The 21,949-nt window shown below is 65.8% G+C and carries 20 protein-coding genes, 1 tRNA gene and 1 pseudogene; 14 read left to right on the forward strand and 8 right to left on the reverse strand.

Annotated features, from left to right (window positions below; all coding sequences use genetic code 11):
* Positions 1 to 415: 415 nt before the first annotated feature.
* Entirely contained in the window at positions 416 to 928 is a 513-nt protein-coding gene (locus tag ACFYOW_RS37125; RefSeq protein ID WP_387294741.1) for a hypothetical protein, read from the reverse strand.
* Positions 929 to 1,786: 858 nt separating this feature from the next.
* Here ACFYOW_RS37125 and ACFYOW_RS37130 point away from each other — a divergent pair.
* Positions 1,787 to 2,986: a cytochrome P450 gene (locus ACFYOW_RS37130; protein WP_387294742.1), complete on the forward strand. Its 1,200-nt coding sequence runs from the start codon at positions 1,787 to 1,789 to the stop codon at positions 2,984 to 2,986.
* Here ACFYOW_RS37130 and ACFYOW_RS37135 read toward each other — a convergent pair.
* Positions 2,933 to 3,553, reverse strand: a complete 621-nt coding sequence (locus ACFYOW_RS37135) for a TetR/AcrR family transcriptional regulator (protein ID WP_387294743.1) — start codon at positions 3,551 to 3,553, stop codon at positions 2,933 to 2,935. The two genes, ACFYOW_RS37130 and ACFYOW_RS37135, sit on opposite strands and share 54 nt — an antisense overlap.
* 119 nt (positions 3,554 to 3,672) lie before the next feature.
* Between ACFYOW_RS37135 and ACFYOW_RS37140 the strand changes: the two genes are divergently transcribed.
* From ACFYOW_RS37140 to ACFYOW_RS37150, 3 genes and pseudogenes are all read left to right on the forward strand, one after another.
* Positions 3,673 to 4,002, forward strand: a complete 330-nt coding sequence (locus ACFYOW_RS37140) for an ArsR/SmtB family transcription factor (protein ID WP_387294744.1) — start codon at positions 3,673 to 3,675, stop codon at positions 4,000 to 4,002.
* A pseudogene (locus ACFYOW_RS37145) lies at positions 4,002 to 4,706 on the forward strand (cation transporter). The gene ACFYOW_RS37140 and the pseudogene ACFYOW_RS37145 overlap by 1 nt, the downstream one beginning before the upstream one ends.
* A gap of 26 nt (positions 4,707 to 4,732) precedes the next feature.
* Positions 4,733 to 5,083 carry a DUF3703 domain-containing protein gene (locus ACFYOW_RS37150; RefSeq protein WP_387294745.1) on the forward strand — a complete coding sequence of 117 codons (351 nt, stop codon included), beginning with the start codon at positions 4,733 to 4,735 and terminating at the stop codon, positions 5,081 to 5,083.
* A 438-nt stretch (positions 5,084 to 5,521) separates the two neighbouring features.
* Here ACFYOW_RS37150 and ACFYOW_RS37155 read toward each other — a convergent pair.
* The 4 genes from ACFYOW_RS37155 to ACFYOW_RS37170 form a co-directional block, all read right to left on the reverse strand.
* Positions 5,522 to 5,596, reverse strand: a tRNA-Val gene (locus tag ACFYOW_RS37155).
* 32 nt (positions 5,597 to 5,628) lie between these two features.
* Positions 5,629 to 6,108: a peroxiredoxin gene (locus ACFYOW_RS37160; protein WP_387295019.1), complete on the reverse strand. Its 480-nt coding sequence runs from the start codon at positions 6,106 to 6,108 to the stop codon at positions 5,629 to 5,631.
* A gap of 71 nt (positions 6,109 to 6,179) precedes the next feature.
* Entirely contained in the window at positions 6,180 to 6,602 is a 423-nt protein-coding gene (locus ACFYOW_RS37165; RefSeq protein ID WP_040688342.1) for a DUF3052 domain-containing protein, read from the reverse strand.
* Positions 6,603 to 6,761: 159 nt separating this feature from the next.
* The gene (locus ACFYOW_RS37170; protein WP_387294746.1) at positions 6,762 to 7,319 is read right to left on the reverse strand and encodes a hypothetical protein; all 558 of its coding nucleotides are present in this window, start codon (positions 7,317 to 7,319) and stop codon (positions 6,762 to 6,764) included.
* Positions 7,320 to 7,616: 297 nt separating this feature from the next.
* On the opposite strand from ACFYOW_RS37170, the gene aceE reads away from it, so the two are divergent.
* From aceE to ACFYOW_RS37210, 8 genes are all read left to right on the forward strand, one after another.
* The gene (gene aceE / locus ACFYOW_RS37175; RefSeq protein ID WP_387295021.1) at positions 7,617 to 10,436 is read left to right on the forward strand and encodes a pyruvate dehydrogenase (acetyl-transferring), homodimeric type; all 2,820 of its coding nucleotides are present in this window, start codon (positions 7,617 to 7,619) and stop codon (positions 10,434 to 10,436) included.
* 11 nt (positions 10,437 to 10,447) lie between these two features.
* Positions 10,448 to 11,782 (forward strand): CdaR family transcriptional regulator, encoded by a 1,335-nt coding sequence (locus ACFYOW_RS37180; RefSeq protein WP_063040466.1) that lies wholly within the window; start codon positions 10,448 to 10,450, stop codon positions 11,780 to 11,782.
* A gap of 128 nt (positions 11,783 to 11,910) precedes the next feature.
* Positions 11,911 to 12,825, forward strand: coding sequence for an ACP S-malonyltransferase (locus tag ACFYOW_RS37185; protein ID WP_040688301.1), 915 nt, complete (start codon positions 11,911 to 11,913; stop codon positions 12,823 to 12,825).
* A 123-nt stretch (positions 12,826 to 12,948) separates the two neighbouring features.
* Positions 12,949 to 13,248, forward strand: coding sequence for a meromycolate extension acyl carrier protein AcpM (gene acpM / locus ACFYOW_RS37190; protein WP_063040462.1), 300 nt, complete (start codon positions 12,949 to 12,951; stop codon positions 13,246 to 13,248).
* Between the two features lie 10 nt (positions 13,249 to 13,258).
* The gene (locus tag ACFYOW_RS37195; RefSeq protein ID WP_387294747.1) at positions 13,259 to 14,509 is read left to right on the forward strand and encodes a KasA/KasB family beta-ketoacyl-ACP synthase; all 1,251 of its coding nucleotides are present in this window, start codon (positions 13,259 to 13,261) and stop codon (positions 14,507 to 14,509) included.
* Positions 14,510 to 14,635: 126 nt separating this feature from the next.
* Complete coding sequence (locus ACFYOW_RS37200) at positions 14,636 to 16,069, forward strand: acyl-CoA carboxylase subunit beta (RefSeq protein WP_387294748.1); 1,434 nt, start codon at positions 14,636 to 14,638, stop codon at positions 16,067 to 16,069.
* Between the two features lie 157 nt (positions 16,070 to 16,226).
* Complete coding sequence (gene dctA / locus ACFYOW_RS37205) at positions 16,227 to 17,594, forward strand: C4-dicarboxylate transporter DctA (protein WP_387294749.1); 1,368 nt, start codon at positions 16,227 to 16,229, stop codon at positions 17,592 to 17,594.
* 59 nt (positions 17,595 to 17,653) lie between these two features.
* Positions 17,654 to 18,124 (forward strand): winged helix-turn-helix transcriptional regulator, encoded by a 471-nt coding sequence (locus ACFYOW_RS37210; protein ID WP_387294750.1) that lies wholly within the window; start codon positions 17,654 to 17,656, stop codon positions 18,122 to 18,124.
* A gap of 12 nt (positions 18,125 to 18,136) precedes the next feature.
* Here ACFYOW_RS37210 and ACFYOW_RS37215 read toward each other — a convergent pair whose 3' ends face one another.
* Both ACFYOW_RS37215 and ACFYOW_RS37220 read right to left on the reverse strand, forming a co-directional pair.
* Positions 18,137 to 18,604, reverse strand: coding sequence for a hypothetical protein (locus ACFYOW_RS37215; protein WP_387294751.1), 468 nt, complete (start codon positions 18,602 to 18,604; stop codon positions 18,137 to 18,139).
* A 226-nt stretch (positions 18,605 to 18,830) separates the two neighbouring features.
* Positions 18,831 to 19,526, reverse strand: coding sequence for a nitroreductase (locus tag ACFYOW_RS37220; RefSeq protein WP_387294752.1), 696 nt, complete (start codon positions 19,524 to 19,526; stop codon positions 18,831 to 18,833).
* A 155-nt stretch (positions 19,527 to 19,681) separates the two neighbouring features.
* On the opposite strand from ACFYOW_RS37220, the gene ACFYOW_RS37225 reads away from it, so the two are divergent.
* Both ACFYOW_RS37225 and ACFYOW_RS37230 read left to right on the forward strand, forming a co-directional pair.
* Positions 19,682 to 19,930 (forward strand): hypothetical protein, encoded by a 249-nt coding sequence (locus ACFYOW_RS37225; RefSeq protein WP_387294753.1) that lies wholly within the window; start codon positions 19,682 to 19,684, stop codon positions 19,928 to 19,930.
* A gap of 18 nt (positions 19,931 to 19,948) precedes the next feature.
* Complete coding sequence (locus ACFYOW_RS37230; RefSeq protein WP_387294754.1) at positions 19,949 to 21,949, forward strand: Eco57I restriction-modification methylase domain-containing protein; 2,001 nt, start codon at positions 19,949 to 19,951, stop codon at positions 21,947 to 21,949.

The following is a 21,949-nucleotide window of genomic DNA, read 5'->3' on the forward strand; positions in this document are numbered from 1 at the left end:
TTCTCGGCGGCGTGGGGGTGGGGCAGATCGGTCAGGGTCAATCCGCCGATGCCGGCTTCGCGGTCCCGGACTGTGACGGCTCGCATGAAGGTCCTTCCAGGTTCATCGATGAACGACGTCGGAATTCGCTGGCGTAGCCATGACCCTAGCTCGACGCTATCGGTTGCAGTTGTCACCCGATCCGAACGATTCACAGGCGGCATGTGCGAATGTTCGCGGCTGGTGCTCTCAGCCGATGTGGAGATCCATTATCGGCGCTGGTTGCGGGCCTGGTGTTTCAGGGGCGGGGTTATTGACGCTGCCCACCACCACGATTCGGGCCATACCGCACGGTAGCCCGCCACGGTAGCGGGGACGCCGGCTGCCGGGCGGCTCGGTTGGCGGAGGCGAAGCCCTAGCCGACGGAGGGGAAGCCCTAGGCGATGAGCTGGCCGATGATCGCACCGACCGCACAGCCGATGATGGCACCCACCAGGAAGAACCAGATTCCGATGAGAATGCCGATGACACAACCGATCATCTCGCCGACCTCGACGACGGCGAAGTTTCCCAGTGCCTGGTGCAGCCCGGGCACGGGGGCCGACGCGGGGGTCAGCGTCAATTCCGTGCCGGTGTTGTCCAGCGCCGGCGTGAGGTTGAATGTCTGCCCGGTCTGGGCCTGCAACGTCGTCGGAATGGTGCCGACGACGGTGCCGTCGTCCGCGGTCACAGTGACCGCGTCGGGGCCGAGTGTGAATCTGCCGGAGGCCAGCCGCACCAGCGCGCTGGTGTGATCGGCTGCGAGGGCGGTGGTGTAGGCGATGGGACCGGCGTTCGCGCCGACGGTGATGTCCGAGGCCACCCCGGCCTGCCCGTTGGCCATGACGGTGGTTGTGGCGGTGGCCGCGATGGCCAAGCTCGCAGTCGCCAGGAGCTTCTTGATCTTCACCACACTTCCATCCGTTCCGATTTTTCGACCTTCACAGACGAACGGCACTGACTGGGATCGCTCCCGGCTATCTTCGCGCCTTCGGACAATATCGCATTTCAGAGCAAATCGTTGGCCTACGTACCGCTTGATAGCTATTTTGTCGCAATCATTCGTCGGTGCGCGACGGCCCGTCGACGGGCGGCGTGGAATGCCGCCATGTCGCCCCATCGCCGTTGTTGTCCGGTTTCGGTCGTTTTCGACACGACATCGAGACCCGCCGAAGGAGGCTGGCAAATACGCTGTGCGGTGCCGAGAACCGCTACCTCGAGTTCGACCTTCGGTTGGCTACCTTCGCCCGGGCGAAGGCGTCCGATAGGAATCGGTCTCTACCTGGATGTTCTTCGGTGGGTGCAGAGGGGTGCGAACCCACGACCGCTCGTGTGTAAATCCAGCACAGCCGACAATCCCTGCGCGAGCCCCTGACCACTGCGGATGCGTTCATAAATCTGTGCAGGCCAGCGTATTTCGGCGAGTTGGGTAGTCGACAGTCAACGACACGAAACGACAGGCTGAAACATGCGCCTGCTCCACGCTGCTGTTGGTCTGCTCCACGCCCGTCAAGGTGGAATGTACCCAGGAACACTCGACCGCAGGAAACAATCCGATCCGTCCCGTGCGACGACCGAACGCCTTCGATCCGGACCGTTGCTGCGGCTGCGCGAATTCTCATCGTGAGAAACAATCCGCTCGCCGTCGGCGGGTTCGTGCTGGTCGGAGCGGCGCAGTGAGGTCCGGTTCCGGGGCCGCACGATGGTGGGTCTCGCAGGTTCGGCGGGCGGTGTTGACCCTGGTGAGAGGCCGGTTCAAGGTGGGCGTATGGCGGTTGTCGATGAGGCCCTGGAGTTGTTCAGCGCCGAGGGTGTACAGAATCCGTATCCGGTGTACGACCGGTTGCGTGCGGCCGGTCCAGTGTCGCGTCTGGGCCGTTCGTCGTTTCACGCGGTGTGTGGTTGGGACGCGGTCGTGAACGCCGTCGGACGCTGCGAGGATTTCTCCTCGAATCTGACCGCCGCGATGGTGTTCCACGACGGGACCCTGTCGGAACAGCCGATGATCCCGCTCGACGCCGCCGCACAGGTGCTGGCCACAGCGGACGATCCGCGGCACCAAGTCCACCGCAAGATCATGCTGCCGCACCTGTCGGCTCGCCGCATCGGCCAGCTGCGCACGTTCGCGGCCCAGACCGCGGGCAGGCTGTGGGATCAGGGGGTGTGTGGTGGGCGGATCGAGTGGATGAGCGCGGTGGCCGACCGGCTGCCGATGATGGTGGTTGCCGAGTTGCTCGGCGTGCCCGCCGTGGACGTCGATCAGCTGATCCGCTGGAGCTACGCCAGCGTGGGGGTGCTCAACGCCATCGTCACCCCCGACCAGCTGACGGCGTCTGGGGTCGCGGCCCTGGAGCTGAGCGGCTATATCGCCGGGCACCTCGACCACGCGGACTCGGGGCTGCTCGGGGATCTGGCGACCCGCTGCGCCGCCGGTGAGCTGGATCAGCTCCCCGCGCTGGCCATGATGGTCACCCTGTTCAGCGCGGCCGGGGAATCCACCGCGTCACTGCTGGGCAGTGCGGTACGAATTCTCACCGAGTTGCCCGACGTTCAGCGGCGGGTCCGCGAGGACCGGAACCTGCTGGGGCCGTTCATCGAGGAAACGTTGCGTTACGAGCCACCGTTTCGCGGCCACTACCGGCACGTACTGTCCGATACCACCCTCGCGGGCACCGATCTGCCCGCCGGGTCGCATCTGCTGTTGCTGTGGGGCGCCGCCAACCGCGACCCGGCCAAATTCGACGCGCCGCACGAGTTCCGCCTCGATCGGCCGGCGGCCAAGAGCCACCTCGCGTTCGGCCGAGGCGCGCACTTCTGCGTCGGCGCGCCCCTGGCCCGCCTGGAAGCCGAAGTCGTGCTGGGCATGCTGCTGGAGCGCACCACCTGGATCGAGGCCGCCGAGGTCGGGCCGTGGCTACCCAGCATCCTGATCCGCCGGGTGCAGAGCCTGCACCTGAGCATCAGCTAGGGCATCGCGGGGTCCGGCGGACCCGGCCAGGACCGGCCCGAGGAACTCGCGCACCATCCGCTCTTCGAGCTCGGGATCTGGCACCGGCCAACACCACAACGCCATGACCACCCGCACCAGCCACTGCGCCGCGGCCGGATTCGAGCGCTGTGCGCCGATCATCTCCGCCGCCAGAGCCTCCACCACCGGCGAGGTCACCAACGATCCACCACGGCCGTCGCGCACCCCGCTCATCATGATCGGGCCCAGCGGATCGGACCGGATCCGCCGCAACGCCACCACCACCGCGGTGACGATACGGTCACCACCGTCCAGATCGCGGATGCTCTCACGCACGCCATCGACCACCCGCGCCGCGAACATAGCGAGCACGGCCTCCCGGATCACCGCCTTCCCCCCGGCGTGCCGATAGATCGTCGCCGGTGAGCAATGGATCTTCGCCGCCAGCGCGTCGATGGTGAACCTGTCGTACCCGTCCCGGGCGATCAATTCCGCTGCCGCAGCGTAGATGCGCTCGGATGCCACGGCGCCCCGATCCCTCCCGATCAGCCAATCACCCGACACCACACCACATCCTCTGATAAAGGAAACACTGCCCTCCTCATGATGAAAAATTCTATCTACTTCTTCTCACCGACCAATGATCCAGATCTAGCTGAATACAGAAACGGATGTATTATCGGTTCATGGAAACCGCGCTGCACAGCGACGCGCTGGCCCGCTTCGGGCACGCGTTGTCGGATCCGACCCGCACCCAGATCCTGCTGAACCTGCGCACCGCGCCGGGCTATCCCTCGGATTTGGCCGAGCGGATCGGGGTGTCACGCCAGATCCTGTCCAACCATCTGGCCTGTCTGCGCGGGTGCGGGCTGGTGGTCGCGGTCCCCGAGGGGCGTCGCAGCCGCTACGAGCTGGCCGACGCCCGCATCGCGTCCGCGTTGGAGGACCTGCTCGGGCTGGTGCTGGCCGTCGACCCGGCCTGCTGCCCGGCCTCGGATGCCGAAGGGTGCTGCTGATGGCCTCGCTCGGCATGCCCTCGCCGCCGGCGGCGGTGGCGCTCGGACCCGACCCGGGCCGCAAAGCGGTGTTGGCGCGGCGGATCCGCTGGCTGGTCGCCGCGACGATCTCCTACAACGTCGTCGAGGCGATCATCGCCCTCACCGAGGGCACCCGGGTGTCCTCGACCGCGCTGATCGGGTTCGGGCTGGACTCGGTGATCGAGGTGTCCTCCGCGGCGGCGGTGGCTTGACAGTTCGCCGGCCGGGACCCAGAAGCGCGGGAGAAGATCGCGCTGCGGATCATCGCGTTCTCCTTCTTCGCCCTCGCCGCCTACGTCACCGTCGACTCGATTCGCGTCTTGCTCGGCCTGGGCAAAGCCCAGCATTCCCCGATCGGGATCGGGCTGGCCGCAGCCAGCCTGGTCATCATGCCGGTGCTGTCGGCCGCACAGCGCCGCGCCGGGCGAGAACTCGGATCCGCCTCCGCGGTCGCCGATTCCAAGCAAACCCTGCTCTGCACCTACCTCTCGGCGGTGCTGCTGGTCGGGCTGCTGCTCAACAGCCTGTTCGGTTGGTCCTGGGCCGACCCGATCGCCGCGCTGGTGATCGCGGTGATCGCGGTCAAAGAAGGCCTCAACGCCTGGAAAGGCGACGCCTGCTGCCCGACACCGGTCGCGATCGGCGCCGCCGGGCCGACCGCCGGACACGACTGCGGCTGCTGAGACCACCCCACGGAAAAGGACCGCTGATGCCCAGCCTCCCCGACACCGCCCGCGCCCGATATCACGAGGAAATGCAGGCCGCGAAGGCCGCGGCCGCCGCCGGTCAACGGTGGGTCCACCTCGAGCGCGCGCACATTCTGTCGCAGCCCGACCCATGGCTGCACACCCGCAACCACCTCGCGATGTTCTTCCTGGCCGTGCAGCAGCGCGACCGCCGCGAAGCCATCGGCCAGGTCATCCGAATCATCGTTGCCGCCCCTGGGTCGCTGTCAGGCCGCTACCCCGAAGGCAACACCGGCCGCGCCCGCGTCGGGCTGCGCCAGCCGATGCCGACTCCACCAGATCTCTCGGCCCTGCTGCACCCCGAGGCCGCCTGACCCCGGCCAGCCCGACCGAGTCGACACAACCAGTACCAGTAACCCCAGTGCGGTGACGCCAGAACTGACCGATCGAACGACCGCCACAACCTCCCGCGGCAACTACTGCACCACACCTGTGGTGATCTGTTACAGTCGGCGCGAAAGCCACTGAGCTGCAGATACTCCTTCGATTCGGCGGTTGAACACCCCGCGAAACCCCAGAGAAGTCACCCTGCGCCAATGGGTGCCAGGGGATCCCGTCAGGCTGCCGGAGGCAAAAGCATCGCCAGCCCACCGTTGAACGGATTTATCGCTCGTGGATCTATCTAGTTGCTACTGCGGCAAACGAGGCTCGCTCGGATGTGATGTAAAGGACCTGCTCCACGTTTGCTCCACGGAATGAGCGTGGAGCAAACAGGGCGGGCCAATGAAACCGTTGTCTAGCTGCATCGACTTTGGTGGGCGCAGAGGGGTTCGAACCCCCGACCGCTGGTGTGTAAAACCAGAGCTCTACCACTGAGCTATACGCCCGGGATCCGTCGGTGGGTGACCGACGGGCCGGTCTAGGACTCTAGCGCGGCGAGCGCTTTCTCCCAAGCCGCCTGGTCACGGGGCTCGCCGGGGCCATTCATTTCGGCGAAGCGGATGACGCCGTCGCGGTCCACGACGAAGGTTCCGCGGTTGGGGTAGCCGGATTTCAAGTTGAAGACGCCGAAGGACTGGGCGACGGCGCCGTGCGGCCAGAAGTCGGACAGCAGCGGGAAGACGTAGCCCTGTTCGGCGGCCCAGATCTTGTGGGTGGGCGGCGGGCCGACCGAGATGGCGAGGATTTCCGCGGCGTCGTTCTGGAATTTGGGCAACTCGTCGCGGACCTTGCACAGCTCGCCCTGGCAGATGCCGGTGAAGGCAAGCGGATAGAACACGATCAGCACGTTCTTCTTGCCGCGGTAATCCGAGAGCGTGACGTCCTGGTTGTTCTGATCCTTGAGTGTGAAATCCGGCGCGAGCGTGCCGACTTCCAGCGGGCCAACCTCGACTGGCATCACTGATCCTCCATCGTGTCGGGCTACACCGGGCGGTGAAACACCGCCCGGCGAAACCATAGCGAAAGCGGTCAGCGCTGTTTCGAGGGTGCCTTGGGCTGCACGAGGCGGCTGCCGGACCAGGCACCGAGGCTGATCGCCGAGGTTTGCGTCAAACCCGCGGTGGGTGCCGCTTCGGCGATATCGCTCGGATCGACATGACCAGGTTGCCCGGTCTTGGGAGTGAGCACCCAGATGAAGCCTTCGTCGGCCAGCGGACTGATGACTTCCATCAGCTCATCCGCCAGATCGCCGTCGCCTTCTCGCCACCACAGTAGGACAGCGTCGACAACCTCGTCGGAGTCTTCGTCGACCATCTCCCCACCGCTGGCCTCTTCGACATCGGCCCGCAGGTCGTCGTCGGTGTCCTCGTCCCAGCCCAGCTCCTGGACAACCATGCCGTGTGTAATGCCAAGCTTCTGAGCGTAGTTCTGCGCGTCCGCCGCGGCGACCACGGTGGTGTCCTCCTCAACTCCAGACAATAGGTAGTTGCAAGCGAACATGGTTATCGCCTCGAGCGCAAGCTGATCGGACGAAATACCCATGGAATGTCGCGTTGCAACCTCGTGTCATTGGCCGATTTTCGCCACCCGACCCGGGTTCGTGGGACGAATTCAGCGTTTCGGGCAGGCGTCCTTGACCGCGTTGCGCGCGTCGTTGACCCGCTTGCTCGCCTCGTTGAGTGCGCCGACCGGGGCGGTGTAGGTCATCTTGCGGGTCTCCGCGGCGAGCTGGCGTGCGGCGGCGACGTATTCGGCGAATTTGGCCTGCAGATCGGCGGGCAGCGCGCCGTTGGCGTTGTTCACTCCGGTCTCGACTTTGGTCGCGGCGTCCTCGAGCGTCTTGGCGGCGGTATCGCGCTTGGCGTTGTAGTCCGCGGCGTTCGCATCGTGCGCATCCACGAATTCGTTGTACTTCGAAACCCCGACGCCTGTAGTAGTGGGGAATTGACCGCAGTTGTCGCTGATCGCCTGCGCCTGGGCCGCGGCCTTGCGCGAGGAGGTCGCCGCGGCGGAGGAAGCGGCCGCCTCGGTCTTGTAGGCGGCCAGCTCCGAGGCATTCGGATTGGCAACGCCGTCAACGTGTTTCGCGCATCCCGCGATGGTCAGCCCGACCACGACCGCCGCTGCCGCGCACACCGCTCCGAACCCGCGTGGGTCCAGCACCTTCATCGTCCTCCGTGCCTCTCTGTGTCACCGGCGGTCCTCGACTCACGTTCCCTGCGGAACCGTACTGCAGTTGCCCCTGACATGATGACCTGGGCCACAACTTCCGCAAGGATGGAGGTGCGCCCGAACCTTTCGTAAAACGGGTGGTCCGCCAACCAAGTGTGCCGCCCGGGGAAACAGACGCCTATCAGCTTGTCCACCCCTGTACGAGGAGCAGATTTGACCGACCTGATCCACTCTTCCGCGCCAGCGAAATCCGCCGGCACCGACTCCGCGCCGCGTGATCCGAATGGATCGCAGGTGCCGCCTACGGGCGGGCGGGTGCGGGTTATCCGCGAAGGGGTGGCGTCCTATCTACCGGACATCGACCCGGAGGAAACCTCCGAATGGCTCGAATCGTTCGATGACATGCTCGACCGGGAAGGTCCGGGCCGCGCGCGTTACCTCATGCTCCGGCTGTTGGAACGCGCCGGTGAGCGTAGGGTCGCCATTCCATCCCTGACCTCCACCGACTACGTCAACACCATCCCCACCGAGAACGAGCCGTGGTTCCCCGGCGACGAAGAGGTGGAGCGGCGCTTCCGCGCCTGGATCCGCTGGAACGCGGCGATCATGGTGCACCGGGCGCAGCGTCCCGGTATCGGTGTCGGCGGCCATATCTCGACCTACGCGTCCTCGGCGGCGCTCTACGAGGTCGGCTTCAACCACTTCTTCCGCGGCAAGGACCATTCCGGCGGCGGCGATTCGATCTTCATCCAGGGTCACGCCTCGCCCGGCATCTACGCCCGCGCATTCCTCGAGGGCCGGTTGAGCACCGACCGGATGGACGGTTTCCGGCAGGAGTACAGCCATGGTGGCCCGGGCCACGGCCTGCCCTCGTATCCGCATCCGCGGTTGATGAACGACTTCTGGGAGTTCCCGACGGTGTCCATGGGCCTAGGCCCTATGAACGCCATCTACCAGGCGCGGTTCAACCACTACCTGCACGATCGCGGCATCAAGGACACCTCCGATCAGCACGTCTGGGCGTTCCTGGGCGACGGCGAGATGGACGAGCCGGAATCGCGCGGCCTGATCCAGGTTGCCGCCAACGAGGGGCTGGACAACCTGACCTTCGTGATCAACTGCAACCTGCAGCGTCTCGACGGCCCGGTGCGCGGTAACGGCAAGATCATCCAGGAACTGGAGTCGTTCTTCCGTGGCGCGGGCTGGAACGTCATCAAGGTCATCTGGGGCCGGGAGTGGGACGCGCTGCTCGGCGCCGATCGCGACGGCGCGCTGGTGAATCTGATGAACACCACCGCTGACGGCGACTACCAGACGTACAAGGCCAATGACGGCGCCTACGTGCGCGACCACTTCTTCGGTCGCGACCCGCGCACCAAGGCCCTGGTTCAGGATCTTTCGGATCAGGAGATCTGGAACCTCAAGCGCGGCGGTCACGACTACCGCAAGGTCTATGCCGCCTACGCGGCCGCGATGGCGCACAAGGGTCAGCCGACGGTGATCCTGGCCAAGACCATCAAGGGCTACACCCTCGGCAAGCACTTCGAGGGCCGCAACGCCACGCACCAGATGAAGAAGCTGACCCTGCAGGATCTCAAGGACTTCCGTGACCTGCAGCGGATTCCGATCTCCGATGCCGAACTGGAGAAGGATCCCTACCTGCCCCCGTACTACCACCCGGGCATGCAGGCGCGCGAAATCCAGTACATGCTCGATCGCCGCAAGGCGCTCGGCGGTTTCCTGCCCGAACGGCGCGCCGCAGCAAAGCCGCTGCAACTGCCCGGAGACGAGGCGTACAAGTCGGTGCGCAAGGGTTCCGGCAAGCAGAACGTGGCCACCACCATGGCCCTGGTTCGGCTCATGAAGGAGCTGCTGCGGGACAAGGAGATCGGCAAGCGGATCGTGCCGATCATTCCGGACGAGGCCCGTACCTTCGGTATGGACTCGTGGTTCCCTTCGTTGAAGATCTACAACCGCCTCGGGCAGTTGTACACCTCCGTCGACGCGGAATTGATGCTTGCCTACAAAGAGAGTGCCGTCGGGCAGATTCTGCACGAGGGCATCAACGAGGCCGGATCGACCGCGTCGTTCACCGCGGCGGGCACCTCGTACGCCACGCACGGCGAGCCGATGATCCCGCTGTACATCTTCTACTCGATGTTCGGTTTCCAGCGCACCGGCGACGGATTGTGGGCGGCGGCGGACCAATTGGCGCGCGGATTCGTGCTCGGAGCAACTGCCGGGCGAACCACGCTGACCGGTGAGGGGCTGCAGCACAACGACGGCCACTCGCTGCTGCTGGCCTCCACCAACCCGGCCGTGGTCACCTACGATCCGGCGTTCTCCTTCGAGATCGCGCACATCGTGCGGGACGGTCTGCGTCGCATGTACGGCGGCGGCACACCGCAGCCCGGTCCCGGCGCACTGCCCGGCACGCATCCGCACGGATCCGCGGGCGGCTTCGGCGGCGAGGACATCTTCTACTACATCACCCTCTACAACGAGCCGTATGTACAGCCCGCCGAGCCCGACGATCTCGATATCGCCGGACTGCTCAAGGGCCTCTATCTGTACAAGCGCGGCGGCGAGGGCAATGTGCGCGCCCAGATCCTGGTCTCGGGCGTCACGGTGCCCGACGGCGTGCGGGCCCAGGCGCTGCTCGCCGAGGAGTGGGGTGTGCAGGCCGATGTCTGGTCGGTGACCTCGTGGGGTGAGCTCCGCAAGGAGGCACTCGACAAGGAGGTCGCCCAGCTGCGCAATCCGGGCACCGATGCGGGCGTCCCGTACGTCACCCAGGCGCTGGCCCAGGTCGAGGGTCCGTATGTGGCCGCGACGGACTGGATGCGCGCGGTGCCGGATCAGGTGCGCAAGTGGGTGCCCGGCGACTTCACCACGCTCGGTACGGACGGATTCGGATTCTCCGATACCCGCCCCGCCGCGCGCCGCGTCTACAATGTCGACGCGCAGTCGATCGTGGTCGCCGCCCTGGCCGCACTCGGCCGCACCGGCAAGATCGATCCGGCCAAGGCTGTCGAGGCTGCGGCCAAATACCGCATAGACGATGTCGCCGCCGCGCCGAAGTCGGCTCCCGGCACCGAAGATGAACTCGCATAGCGGACGATTGGATGGTGGAACGTAAACCGCCGCGGCCGCGTCGGATCTCCGAAGGCTCCTCCGAGCACGAGGTGTATCTGCCGACGGGCGCGCTCTCCCCGAACCGGCAAACTCGCGACCCACTGCCGGACACGCTGCTCAAACGCGTGAAGCAGTTCTCCGGACGTCTCTCCACCGAGGCAGTCGGGTCTATGCAGGATCGGTTGCCGTTCTTCGCCGATCTGGACGCCGCGCAACGCGCAGGCGTCCAGATGCTGGTGCAGACCGCGGTGGTGAACTTCCTGGAATGGCTACAGGATCCCGATAGCGATATCCGGTTCAGCCTGGACGCCTTCCAAGTGATCCCGCAGGACCTGGCGCGGCGGTTGACGCTGCGCCAGACCGTGGACATGGTCCGTGTGGCCATGGAGTTCTTCGAACAGTGGCTGCCCGCGCTCGCGCGCAATGATCGGCAGCTGGTCGCACTCACCGAGGCGGTATTGCGCTACGGGCGTGAGCTCGGATTCGCTGCCGCCTCGGTGTACGCGAGCGCCGCGGAATCCCGCGGCGCATGGGACACCCGCCTCGAGGCGCTGGTCGTGGACGCGGTCGTCCGCGGCGATACCGGTCCGGACATGCTGTCGCGGGCCGCGACCCTGAACTGGGACGCCACCGCACCGGCGACGGTGCTGGTCGGCACGCCACCGGGGGATCAGGGCGTCTCGATGGTCGGCTCGGTGCACACGATCGCCGCGCGGCACGGTCGCGCGGCGCTGGCCGTGGTCCAAGGTTCACGGCTGGTGATGGTGGTCAGCGGGAATCTGGGCGATACCTCTTATGCCTCCCCTTTTCTCGCGGATCTGCTGGCGGAGGTGTTCTCCGACGGTCCGGTGGTGATCGGCCCGACCATGCGCACCCTCGGCGCGGCGCATGCCAGCGCGGTGGAGGCGCTGGCCGGAATGGAGGCCGTTGTCGGCTGGCGCGGGGCCCCGCGACCGGTGCACGCTGCGGAATTGTTACCCGAGCGAGCTCTTTTGGGTGACCGAGCTGCAATCGACGCGTTGAACGAGTATCTTGTCCTACCGTTGGCCGCCGCCGGATCGGCGCTGGCCGACACTCTCGAGGCCTATCTGGATTGCGGTGGCGCGGTCGAGACGTGCGCGCGTCAGCTGTACGTTCATCCAAATACCGTTCGCTATCGCCTTAAGCGGATCGCCGAGATAACGGGCCGTGATCCGATGAATCCGCGGGATGCGTACGTGCTCCGGATCGCCGCCACAGTAGGTCGTTTGACACGAACCCGTAACGAATCGTCAACTCCTACCCCAGAAGTCACTCAGTTCCCGGTGAGTCACGAGGGCATGTAACGGATCCAGCGAATAGGTCGATCGAGGCAACCCACATGCGCTTTTGTGGGACTCCCACAAAAGCGCTCCGCAAGGTTCATTCGCGTCGACATCTCCTGCGGCGTACCTCACAGTGTTTTCTTAGAGGTGTGATCGCGTTGTTCGCCCCTGGACAGGGGTCCCAGACACCCGGCATGCTCGCGCCTTGGCTCGACCTCCCCGGCGCGACTGATCGCCTCGCCATCTGGTCCAAGGCCTCCGGCCTGGATCTGGTTCGACTCGGCACCACCGCGACGGCGGAGGAGATCACCGATACTGCCGTTACCCAGCCGCTTGTCGTCGCCGCCGCACTGCTGGCCTTCGCGGAAATCGAGCCGGATGCCCTTCCGGCCGATACTATCGTGGCCGGACATTCGGTCGGTGAACTCGCCGCCGCCGCGGTCGCCGGAGTCATCTCCGCCGACGATGCGGTGCGGCTGGCCGCCATCCGCGGTGCGGAGATGGCCAAAGCGTGTGCTCTCGAGCCGACCGGTATGTCCGCGGTGCTCGGTGGCGATGAGGCCGCCGTGCTCGCCCGGCTCGAAGAGCTCGAACTCGTCCCGGCCAACCGCAATGCCGCGGGTCAGATCGTGGCCGCCGGACGTTTGACCGCCCTCGCGGAACTCGCCGCCGATGCGCCCGAGAAGGCGCGGGTGCGTGCGCTGCCCGTGGCGGGCGCATTCCACACCGCGTTCATGGCCCCGGCCCAGGACGCTGTGACGGACGCCATATCCAAGATCACGCCGAACGAGCCGACCAGGACCCTGCTTTCGAACTTCGACGGCAAGCCGGTTACCTCCGGGGCCGATGCTGTCGCTAAGCTCGCGGCGCAGGTCACCCGGCCCGTCCGGTGGGACCTGTGCACCGAGACCGTCCGGCAAGCGGCGGTCTCGGCAGTGGCGGAGCTGCCGCCGGCGGGCACGCTCGTCGGCATTGCAAAACGGGAACTGAAAGGCACGCCAACACTGGCCCTGAAGACCCCCGAAGACCTCCCCGCGTTGGCCGGGCTCACCACTTCCGGCTAGCTTTCCCCCCGCGACCGTGTATCCCAATACGCGATCGTGACCGAGCGGACGGTAACCATCGGCTCGCTCGATTCGAAAAACAACAGTGAAGCCCTACAAAGTAGATAAGAAGGGAGCCACGAAGTGGCCGCTCTGACCCAGGAACAAATCGTCGAGGAACTCGGCAAGATCATCGAAGAGGTGACCGGTATCGAGCCCTCCGAGGTAACGATCGAGAAGTCCTTTGTCGATGACCTGGACATCGACTCGCTGTCCATGGTCGAGATCGCGGTTCAGACCGAGGACAAGTACGGCGTGAAGATCCCGGACGAGGATCTGGCCAGCCTGAAGACGGTCGGCGACGCCGTCGGCTACATCCAGAAGCTCGAGGCCGAGAACGCTGAGGCGGCCGCGGAGCTCAAGGCCAAGTTCGACGCCGAGTAGGGCCGACACTGTGACCACTCCTTCCACCTTGAACGGGAATTTCCCCAATGTCGTCGTCACGAGTATGGCGGCGACCACGTCGATCGCTGGTGATGTCGATGCGACGTGGAAGGGACTCCTCAACGGCGAGAGCGGCATCGACGTTCTCGAGGACCCCTTCGTCGAGGAGTACGACCTTCCGGTCCGCATCGGCGGTCACCTGAAGGTCCGGCCAGAGACCCTGCTGAGCCGTGTCGAATGTCGGCGCATGGCCTACGTCGAGCAGCTCGCGACCGTACTCGGTCGCGAGGTCTGGCAGAACGCGGGCAGCCCCGAGGTCGACCCGGAGCGTCTGGGTGTGGCGATCGGTACCGGGCTCGGTGGCGGTGATGCGCTCATCGACTCGGTCGACAAGCTGAAGAACGGTGGCTATCGCAAGATTTCGCCGCTGGCTGTTCAGATGGTCATGCCGAATGGTCCGTCGGCCGTCGTCGGTCTCGAATTGAAGGCCAGGGCAGGAGTGGTCACTCCGGTCTCGGCATGCTCATCGGGCTCCGAGGCCATCGCCAATGCGTGGCGAATGATCGTCATGGGTGACGCCGATATGGTCGTCACCGGTGGCGTCGAGGGTTTCATCGACGCGGTGCCGATCGCGGCATTCACCATGATGCGTGCGATGAGTACCCGCAATGACAACCCGAAGGGCGCCTCGCGTCCCTTCGACAAGGATCGTGACGGTTTCGTCTTCGGTGAGGCCGGTGCGCTGATGGTCATCGAGACCGAGGAGCACGCCAAGGCTCGTGGCGCGACGATCCACGCGCGCCTGCTCGGCGCCGGTATCACCTCCGATGGCTTCCACCTGGTCGCACCCGATCCCACGGGTGACGGTGCCGCCCGGGCGATGACCAGGGCGATGCAGACCGCGGGTCTGACGCCCAAGGACATCACCCACATCAATGCGCACGCGACCGCGACCCCCATCGGTGACACCGCCGAGGCGAACGCGATCAACAAGGCCGTGGGTAACCACGCTTCGGTGTACGCGCCGAAGTCGGCCCTCGGTCACTCGATCGGCGCCGTCGGTGCGCTCGAATCGGTGCTGACTGTGCTCAGCATCCGCGACGGCCTCGTCCCGCCGACGCTGAACCTGGAGAACCAGGATCCGGAGATCGATCTGGATGTGGTGCACGGCGAGGCCCGCCGCCAGGAGATCGAGTACGCCATCAACAACTCGTTCGGTTTCGGTGGGCACAACGTCGCGCTCGCCTTCGGTCGGGCATAGCCGCCTTATCGACTGCACAACGATCCCCGGTGGGGTCGACCAACGCCAAAGTCGGTCGACCCCACCGGTGTTCGACATACGCAGCCGCGGTAGCGGCGCATTTCCTTGAGGTGAGGAGAAAACGCGATGACGATTGTGGCTCCCGCGTTCCGACCAGACACTGCCACCGATCCGCGTGATCCGCTCGGGCGGCTCGAGCGCTTCTTCGATCCCGGAACCGTGCTACCGCTGCACCCGCGCGACAAGTCCGGTGTGCTCGCCGCGATCGGCGAGGTGGACGGTGTCTGCACGGTTGCCTACTGCTCCGACGCCACCGTTATGGGCGGTGCGATGGGTGTAGAGGGTTGCAAGCACATCGTCGACGCGATCGACACCGCCATCGATTCCGCCATTCCGGTGGTCGGCATCTGGCATTCCGGCGGCGCTCGCCTGGCCGAGGGTGTCGAGGCGCTGCACGCGGTCGGTCTGGTCTTCGAGGCCATGGTTCGCGCGTCCGGCCTGGTGCCGCAGATCTCGGTGGTGCTCGGCTTCGCGGCCGGTGGCGCCGCGTACGGTCCGGCGCTGACCGACATCGTGATCATGGCGCCGGAGGGTCGGGTCTTCGTGACGGGTCCCGATGTGGTGCGCAGTGTGACCGGTGAGCAGGTCGATATGGCCACCCTGGGCGGTCCGGAGACGCACGGTAAGAAGTCCGGTGTCACGCACATCGTCGCCGATGACGAGGCCGACGCGCTGCACCGTGGCAGGCGCCTGGTGTCGATGTTCGCCGAACAGGGCGAATTCGATCTGGTCGCGGCCGCGCACGGTGATGTCGATCTGAAGGCGATGATGCCGGAATCGGCCAAGCGGGCCTATGACGTGAAGCCGATCGTCCACGAACTGCTCGACAACGTCGACGGTGAGTCCTCGTTCGAGGAGTTGCAGGGCGGTTACGCGCGCAGCATCGTCACCGGTCTCGGACGGCTCGGCGGGCGCACCGTCGGTGTGCTCGCCAACAACCCGATCCGCCTCGGCGGCTGCCTTAACTCCGAAAGTGCCGAGAAGGCTGCGCGTTTCGTGCGGTTGTGCGACGCGTTCGGCATTCCGCTGGTGGTGCTCACCGATGTGCCCGGGTACCTGCCCGGTGTCAGCATGGAGTGGGAGGGTGTGGTGCGGCGCGGCGCGAAGCTGCTGCACGCATTCGCCGAGGCCCGGGTACCGCGGGTCACGCTGGTCACCCGCAAGATCTACGGTGGCGCCTACATCGCGATGAATGCCCGTTCGCTCGGTGCGACCGCGGTGTACGCCTGGCCCGGTTCCGAGGTCGCCGTGATGGGCGCCAAGGCCGCGGTCGGCATCCTGCACAAGAAGGCCCTCGCGGCCGCGCCGGAGGAAGAGCGTGAGGCGCTGCACGAGCGTTTGACGGTCGAGCACGAGCGCATCGCCGGCGGTGTCGAGCGGGCCATCGCGATCGGTGTCGTGGACGAGGTCATCGACCCGGCCAAGACCCGCAGCACCATTGCCGCGGCATTGGCGGCGGCACCGGTGCGCAAGAGTCACCACAAGAACATTCCGCTGTAAACCAATGGCAGAAGCGGGCTTCGGGATTTCCCGGGGCCCGCTTTCGTTCGTATTGTTCTGGGTGTCGAACCTGGGGTGACGGGCATATATCGTTCGGGTTTCCGCGCGGCAATGTAGTTGAAACTGTGGCGATACGAATAGCTCGTACGTTGCGCGCATGAGCGTGACGATCGAATCCACCGCAGCAACCGACCCGGTGCGCAAACCGCCCTGGTACCGGTCGCTATTCCTGCAACTGCTGGTGGCGATCGTGGCCGGAATTCTGGTCGGCAAGCTGTGGCCCGACTTCGGCGCGGATCTCAAACCGCTGGCCGACGGGTTCATCAAGCTGATCAAAATGGTGATCGCGCCGATCATCTTCTGCACGGTTGTGCTGGGCATTGCCCATGTCGGCGATATGAAAGCGGTAGGCCGGATCGGTGTGAAGGCGCTGATCTACTTCGAGGTGATCACCACCTTCGCACTGCTCTTCGGTTTGCTGGTCGGCAACCTGGTGCAGCCGGGTGCGGGCTTTCATGTCGATGCGCAGACCCTGGCGACCGGTGCCGAGAAGATCGCCAAGACCACCAAGAACGGCGAACTGCCGCATACCGTCGACTTCTTGCTGAATATCATTCCGGCATCGGTGATTTCGGCATTCGCGGAGAATGCGCTGCTGCAGGTGTTGTTCTTCGCGGTGCTGTTCGGTTTGGCGTTGGCGAAGTTCGGCGAGCACGGCCCGCCGGTCATTCTGGAGACGGTCGATCACATCGGGAAGATCTTCTTCACGATCATCGGCTGGATCATGAAATTGGCGCCGCTGGGTGCGTTCGGCGCGATGGCCTACATCGTTGGGCAGTATGGACTTTCCGCGCTCAGCAGCTATGGCAAGCTGATCGCCTGTTGTTATGGGGCGGCGGTGTTGTTCCTGCTGGTGCTCGCGGTGGTCGTGCGGGTTTTCGCGGGGGTGAGCCTGTGGAAGCTCCTCAAATACATCAAGGATGAGCTGTTCCTCGCGCTCGGCACCGCGTCGACGGAGGTGGTGCTGCCGCGGATCATGATCAAACTGACCGAAGCCGGTTGCTCACGAGCCACCACCGGGCTGGTGATACCGACCGGGTACTCGTTCAATCTCGACGGTGCGACGCTGTATCTGTCCATCTGCGTGCTGTTCTTGGCGCAGGCGCTCGGGGTGGATCTGAGTCTCGGCGAGCAGATCACGGCCGTCGGTGTGCTGATGTTGACCTCGAAAGGTATGGCGGGCGTGCCGGGTTCGTCATTCCTGGCGCTGTCGGCGACGATCACTGCGATCGGGCACGGATCGATTCCGGTGGCGGCGGTCGCGCTGTTGCTCGGGGCGGATCGGCTGATGGATTCGATGCGGGTCACGGTGAATCTTCTCGGCAATTGCGTCGCGACCTTCGTGGTCGCGAAGTGGGAGGGTCAGTTGGATTCGGAGCGGATGCGCAAGGTACTGGACGGGGAAGAGGTGCCGCCGTTGGAAGACAAGGATCCGATGGTCGCCTACACCGCTGAAGAAGCTTGACCTCGGTGCCCGGCGGGTAAAGCCGCCGCCGGGCACCGCGGGCTCGGTAGCATCGACAGGTGCGCTACGAGGAACTTGCTGATGAGCCGTGTTCGATCACACGGCCGCTGGTGATCCTGGGCGACCGCTGGACCCTGGTGATCCTGAAATATTCGTTCGCGGGCGTCCGGCGGTTCAACGCATTCCAGAGCGCGCTCGGCATCTCCCGGAGCCGGTTGCAGGATCGGCTCGATCGGCTGATCGAACACGGGATTCTGGTCAAACAGAAGGCGGCCGTCGGCACGCACGAGGAGTACCGGCTGACGCCGAAGGGACACGATATCTACCCGATCCTGATGGCGATCCGGGATTGGGGCGATACCTACATGGCGCCGGACGGTCCGCCGGTGCACTACCGCCATTTGGACTGCACCGGCGAAGGACACATCAAACTCGAATGTGACTCGTGCGGAACCGAACTCACCGCACGCGACATCTCCGCCGAGCCCGGTCCCGGCTGCACCTCCCGAGACGGACGTCAGACCGGCTAACCGGCGGCCCAATTATGAACCGAGGCGGGCCTTTTCGGATGGGTTGTCGCGGCTGATGCACTCCTGGTACGGGTTCGGGGTGCCGATGTGCTCCTGGCAGTCCCAGGTGGTGGTGCCGACCGTGATGGGGATGACGAAGCCGACGTCCCACAGATCCGATTGCACGGCATAGGCATTGATGACCGCGACGGCGGTGGGGCAGGCGGCGTCGCCCCTGGTGGTGACGGCCGAGACGGCCAGGTCGAAGGGGCCCGCGCCGCAGGAGATCGTGGTGGGCTCGGCGACCGCTGGGGTGGTGGCCGTGGCCGGCGGCTCGGTGGTCGGGGTTGCCGCCGCATAGGTGGTGGTGGGGTGTGTGGTTGTCGCTCGCGCGGTGGTGCTCGTGGCCTTGGCGCTGTTGTCCTCCTTGTCGCAGGCCGCCAAGCCGAGCACGAGAACCGCGGCCGCGATGACTGTCGAGAGTGCACTGATGGAACGCATAGAAGCCGACCTCCTCGTTGTGCAATCAACGGCAGGGGGTTGCCGAACCCACCCCCGATTCGTTCCGCCACCCTAGCGCGGTGGGCCGGCGCGCAAGCTACGTTCCGTCGGCGTGCAGATCGGGGTACGGGTGGGGCGGCTCAGTCCGGTCGGAGGGCTCCGATCGGCTGCCGATCGGTGGGTGCGCACGGTGTCGGGGGTGGGCCTGCGAGTCAGGATCGCGGCCTCAGGCGCTGTGCCAGGTTGCGACCTGGTCCGGGTGTTCGCGGGCGGTGCGGAAAGCATTGACCGGGTGGTCCGGGTCCGGGTAGCCGAAGGAGATCGCGGCGACCACTCGGCGGTGTTCGGGCAGGTCGAAGTAGGTGTGCAGGAAGGGTGAGTAGGAGGCGAGGGCGGCTTGGGGTGCGGCACCGAGGCCGAGGCTCTGGACCGCGAGGAGGAAGGTGCCGATGTAGAGGCCACAGTCGATCGCGCCGTAGACACCGAGGTCGGCCTCGGTGGTGACGATCGCGACGTGCGGGGCGTCGAAGAGTTCGAAGTTGCGCATGGCTTGGCGCATGGTGCCTGCCTGATCACCCTTCACGATGCCGACGCTGTCGTAGAGTTGCAGGCCGCATGCGCGTCGACGGTCGCGGTAGGCGCCGGTGTACTGCGCGGGAAAGGCGAAATCCGGTTCCGGCGCGGCGATCGCGACGTGTTCGAGCAGTTCCTTGCGGAATCGGTCGGTGCCCGCGCCGTCGGTGAGCACGATCTGCCAGGGCTGGGTATTGCACCAGGACGGGGTGCGCTGGGCCAGTCGCAGTAGCGCCTCGATGGTGTCGCGGGGGACCCGGTCGGATTTGAACTGACGGCAGGTCCATCTGTTGTCGAGGATGTGGCTCAATGCCGTGAACTCGTCGGTCTGCAGGCTGGTCGGGCTCATGGGCACCCTCTCGAGTTGGTCTTATTTCGAGACTGAACGCTAGCATCTGTGGTCTCTTTTTGGAACCGACGAGGTGGGATCATCGGGCTTATGGTGTTGCTTGCCGAAGTTGATATGGCGGTTACATTCGTGGAACCGGTTGGGGTGCATACGCATTGACCGGTCACGGTAGCGAAAATGGTTGGCCCACTTCGGGATATGTGGCGCGCCGAGCGCCGGAAGCGAGGTTCGGGCGGTCGGGGTTCGCCGGGCTGAGCCTGATCGTCGCAATTGCGGCGGCGGCCGCGATCTACCGCTGGGTGGACGAACCGCTGATGCGTCGCTTCGTCGGCCGCCGCGCCGTGCGTCCGCCCGCGACGGCGCGAGATCCGGTCGACCGCGTTACCGCCTCGGTCGGGCCGTGACGAGGCAGAATCCCAGGCATGACTCCCGGCGAGCCGGCCGCGCGCGACCGCAAACGGCACGGTAGGCACTACACGCCACCCGCCCTGGCGCGCTTTCTCGCGCAGCGGCTGCTCGAACATGCGCCGCTGCCGACTGAGGTCGGGACGTCGGGAGCCGCTCATGCAGTGGCGCCGGACGTGCGGGCTGCAGTGTCGGGACTTGGTCAGCAGGCGCGACGGGACGCGTTAGCCGGGCCCGGGACGTCGGATGGAGGGGTGCGGGACACGACAGCCCTCGGCGCCGGGGTCCGTGCGCCGAGCGCAGGGGTGCTCCGGGTGCTCGATCCGGCCTGTGGGGACGGTGAACTGCTGCTCGCGCTGGATCAGGTTGCGGGGGAGTTGGTGCCGGGGGTGCGGGTGGAATTGGTGGGGTACGACCTGGATGCGGCCGGGGTGGCGGTGGCGCGGGAGCGGGCGGCGGCCGCGGGGGTCGCGATCGAGTGGCATATCGGGGATTTCCTGACCGAGTCCGCGGGGATCGCGGCGGGGTCGTTCGATGCGATCATCACCAATCCGCCGTATGTGCGGACTCAGCAGTTGGGTGGGCCGACCGCGCAGTTGCTGAGCAAGCAATTCGGGTTGCAGGGGCGGATCGATCTCACCCACCCGTTCGTCGCGGCCGCGCCGCGGCTGCTGCGGTCGGGTGGGGTACTCGGGTTGCTGTGTGCCAATCGGTTTCTCACCACCAAGGCCGGTGCGAATATTCGCAGCCTGCTGCGCACCGAATTGGCTCCGGTCGAGCTGTACGACCTCGGTGATACGAAGTTGTTCGAGGCGGCGGTGCTGCCCGCGGTCACCATCGCCACCCGGACGGCAGCCCGCGCGGTCTGCCGCTATGTTTCGGCCTACGAGGTCGATGCCGCCGAAATCGTAGGCGGAACAGATCTTTTCGAGGCGCTGGCGGCCGAACACAGTCACTGTGTCGAGCACTGCGGGCGCACTTTCGCGGTCGAGGTCGGTACGTTGGCGACGGGCGAACAGGCTGTGATCCGTGGGTCATCCGGCGATCGGATACCGGGTGATCGAGCAAACCGCAGCGATCCGGTGGTATCGGGCCCGGTAGTCGCCTGGCGGGTCGCCGCTTCCGGTCGCGGTGACGATGTGGACGCACCGGAAACCGTTGCTTGTGACGCGGACGGGCACAGCGGCGCGTGGCGAATGTCCCGGCCGGAGGTCGACAGGTGGTTGGCCGAGGTGGAGGCGGGGACCTGGCGGACCTTCGGCGCCGTGGGGCGGATTCGGGTGGGGATCAAGACAACTGCGGATCGGGTGTTCATTTCCGATCGGTGGGCGCAGGTGCGGCCGCGGCCGGAGGGGGAGTTGTTATTCGATTTGATCACCCATCAGGATGTCGATCCGTGGCGGATCTCGCGTGAGCGCGATGTGCAGGTGCTGTATCCGTACGACACAGCGCAACCCGCGCGAATGCCGGTTGACCTGCGAGATTTTCCCGCGGCCGCGGCATATTTGGAGTCGCATCGGGAGACGTTGGCAGGCCGGAAGTATCTGACCGACAGCGGCAGACAGTGGTTCGAGATCTGGGTGCCGCAGCGACCGCATCTGTGGCGGGTGCCGAAGGTGGTCTTCCCCGATATCAGCGAGCGGCCGCGATTCGCCCTGGATCGGTCCGGGGCGGTGGTGAACGGGGATTGCTATTGGATATCGCTGGCCGATCTCGGCGTGGACGGCGCCGCGGAGCGGTTGGCGTATTTGCTGATGGGCGTCGCGAATTCGGCGCTGGGCCTGCGGTTCTACGATGCGGTGTGCGGGAATCGGCTGTATTCGGGTCGGCGGCGGTGGATCACCCAGTATGTGTCGCGGCTGCCGCTGCCGGATCCGACCACGATGCGGGCGGGTGGCGTCGTCGAACTGGTACGGGAATTCATCGACGACGGCAGGGAGCCCGACGCGAATGCGCTCCGCCTGCTCGATGAATGGGTGGCGGCCGCCTTCGGCACCCGGATGTTCGAAATGCGTTGA

The sequence above is a fragment of the Nocardia sp. NPDC006982 genome, assembly GCF_042869435.1.
In the GTDB taxonomy this organism is placed as follows: Bacteria; Actinomycetota; Actinomycetes; order Mycobacteriales; family Mycobacteriaceae; genus Nocardia.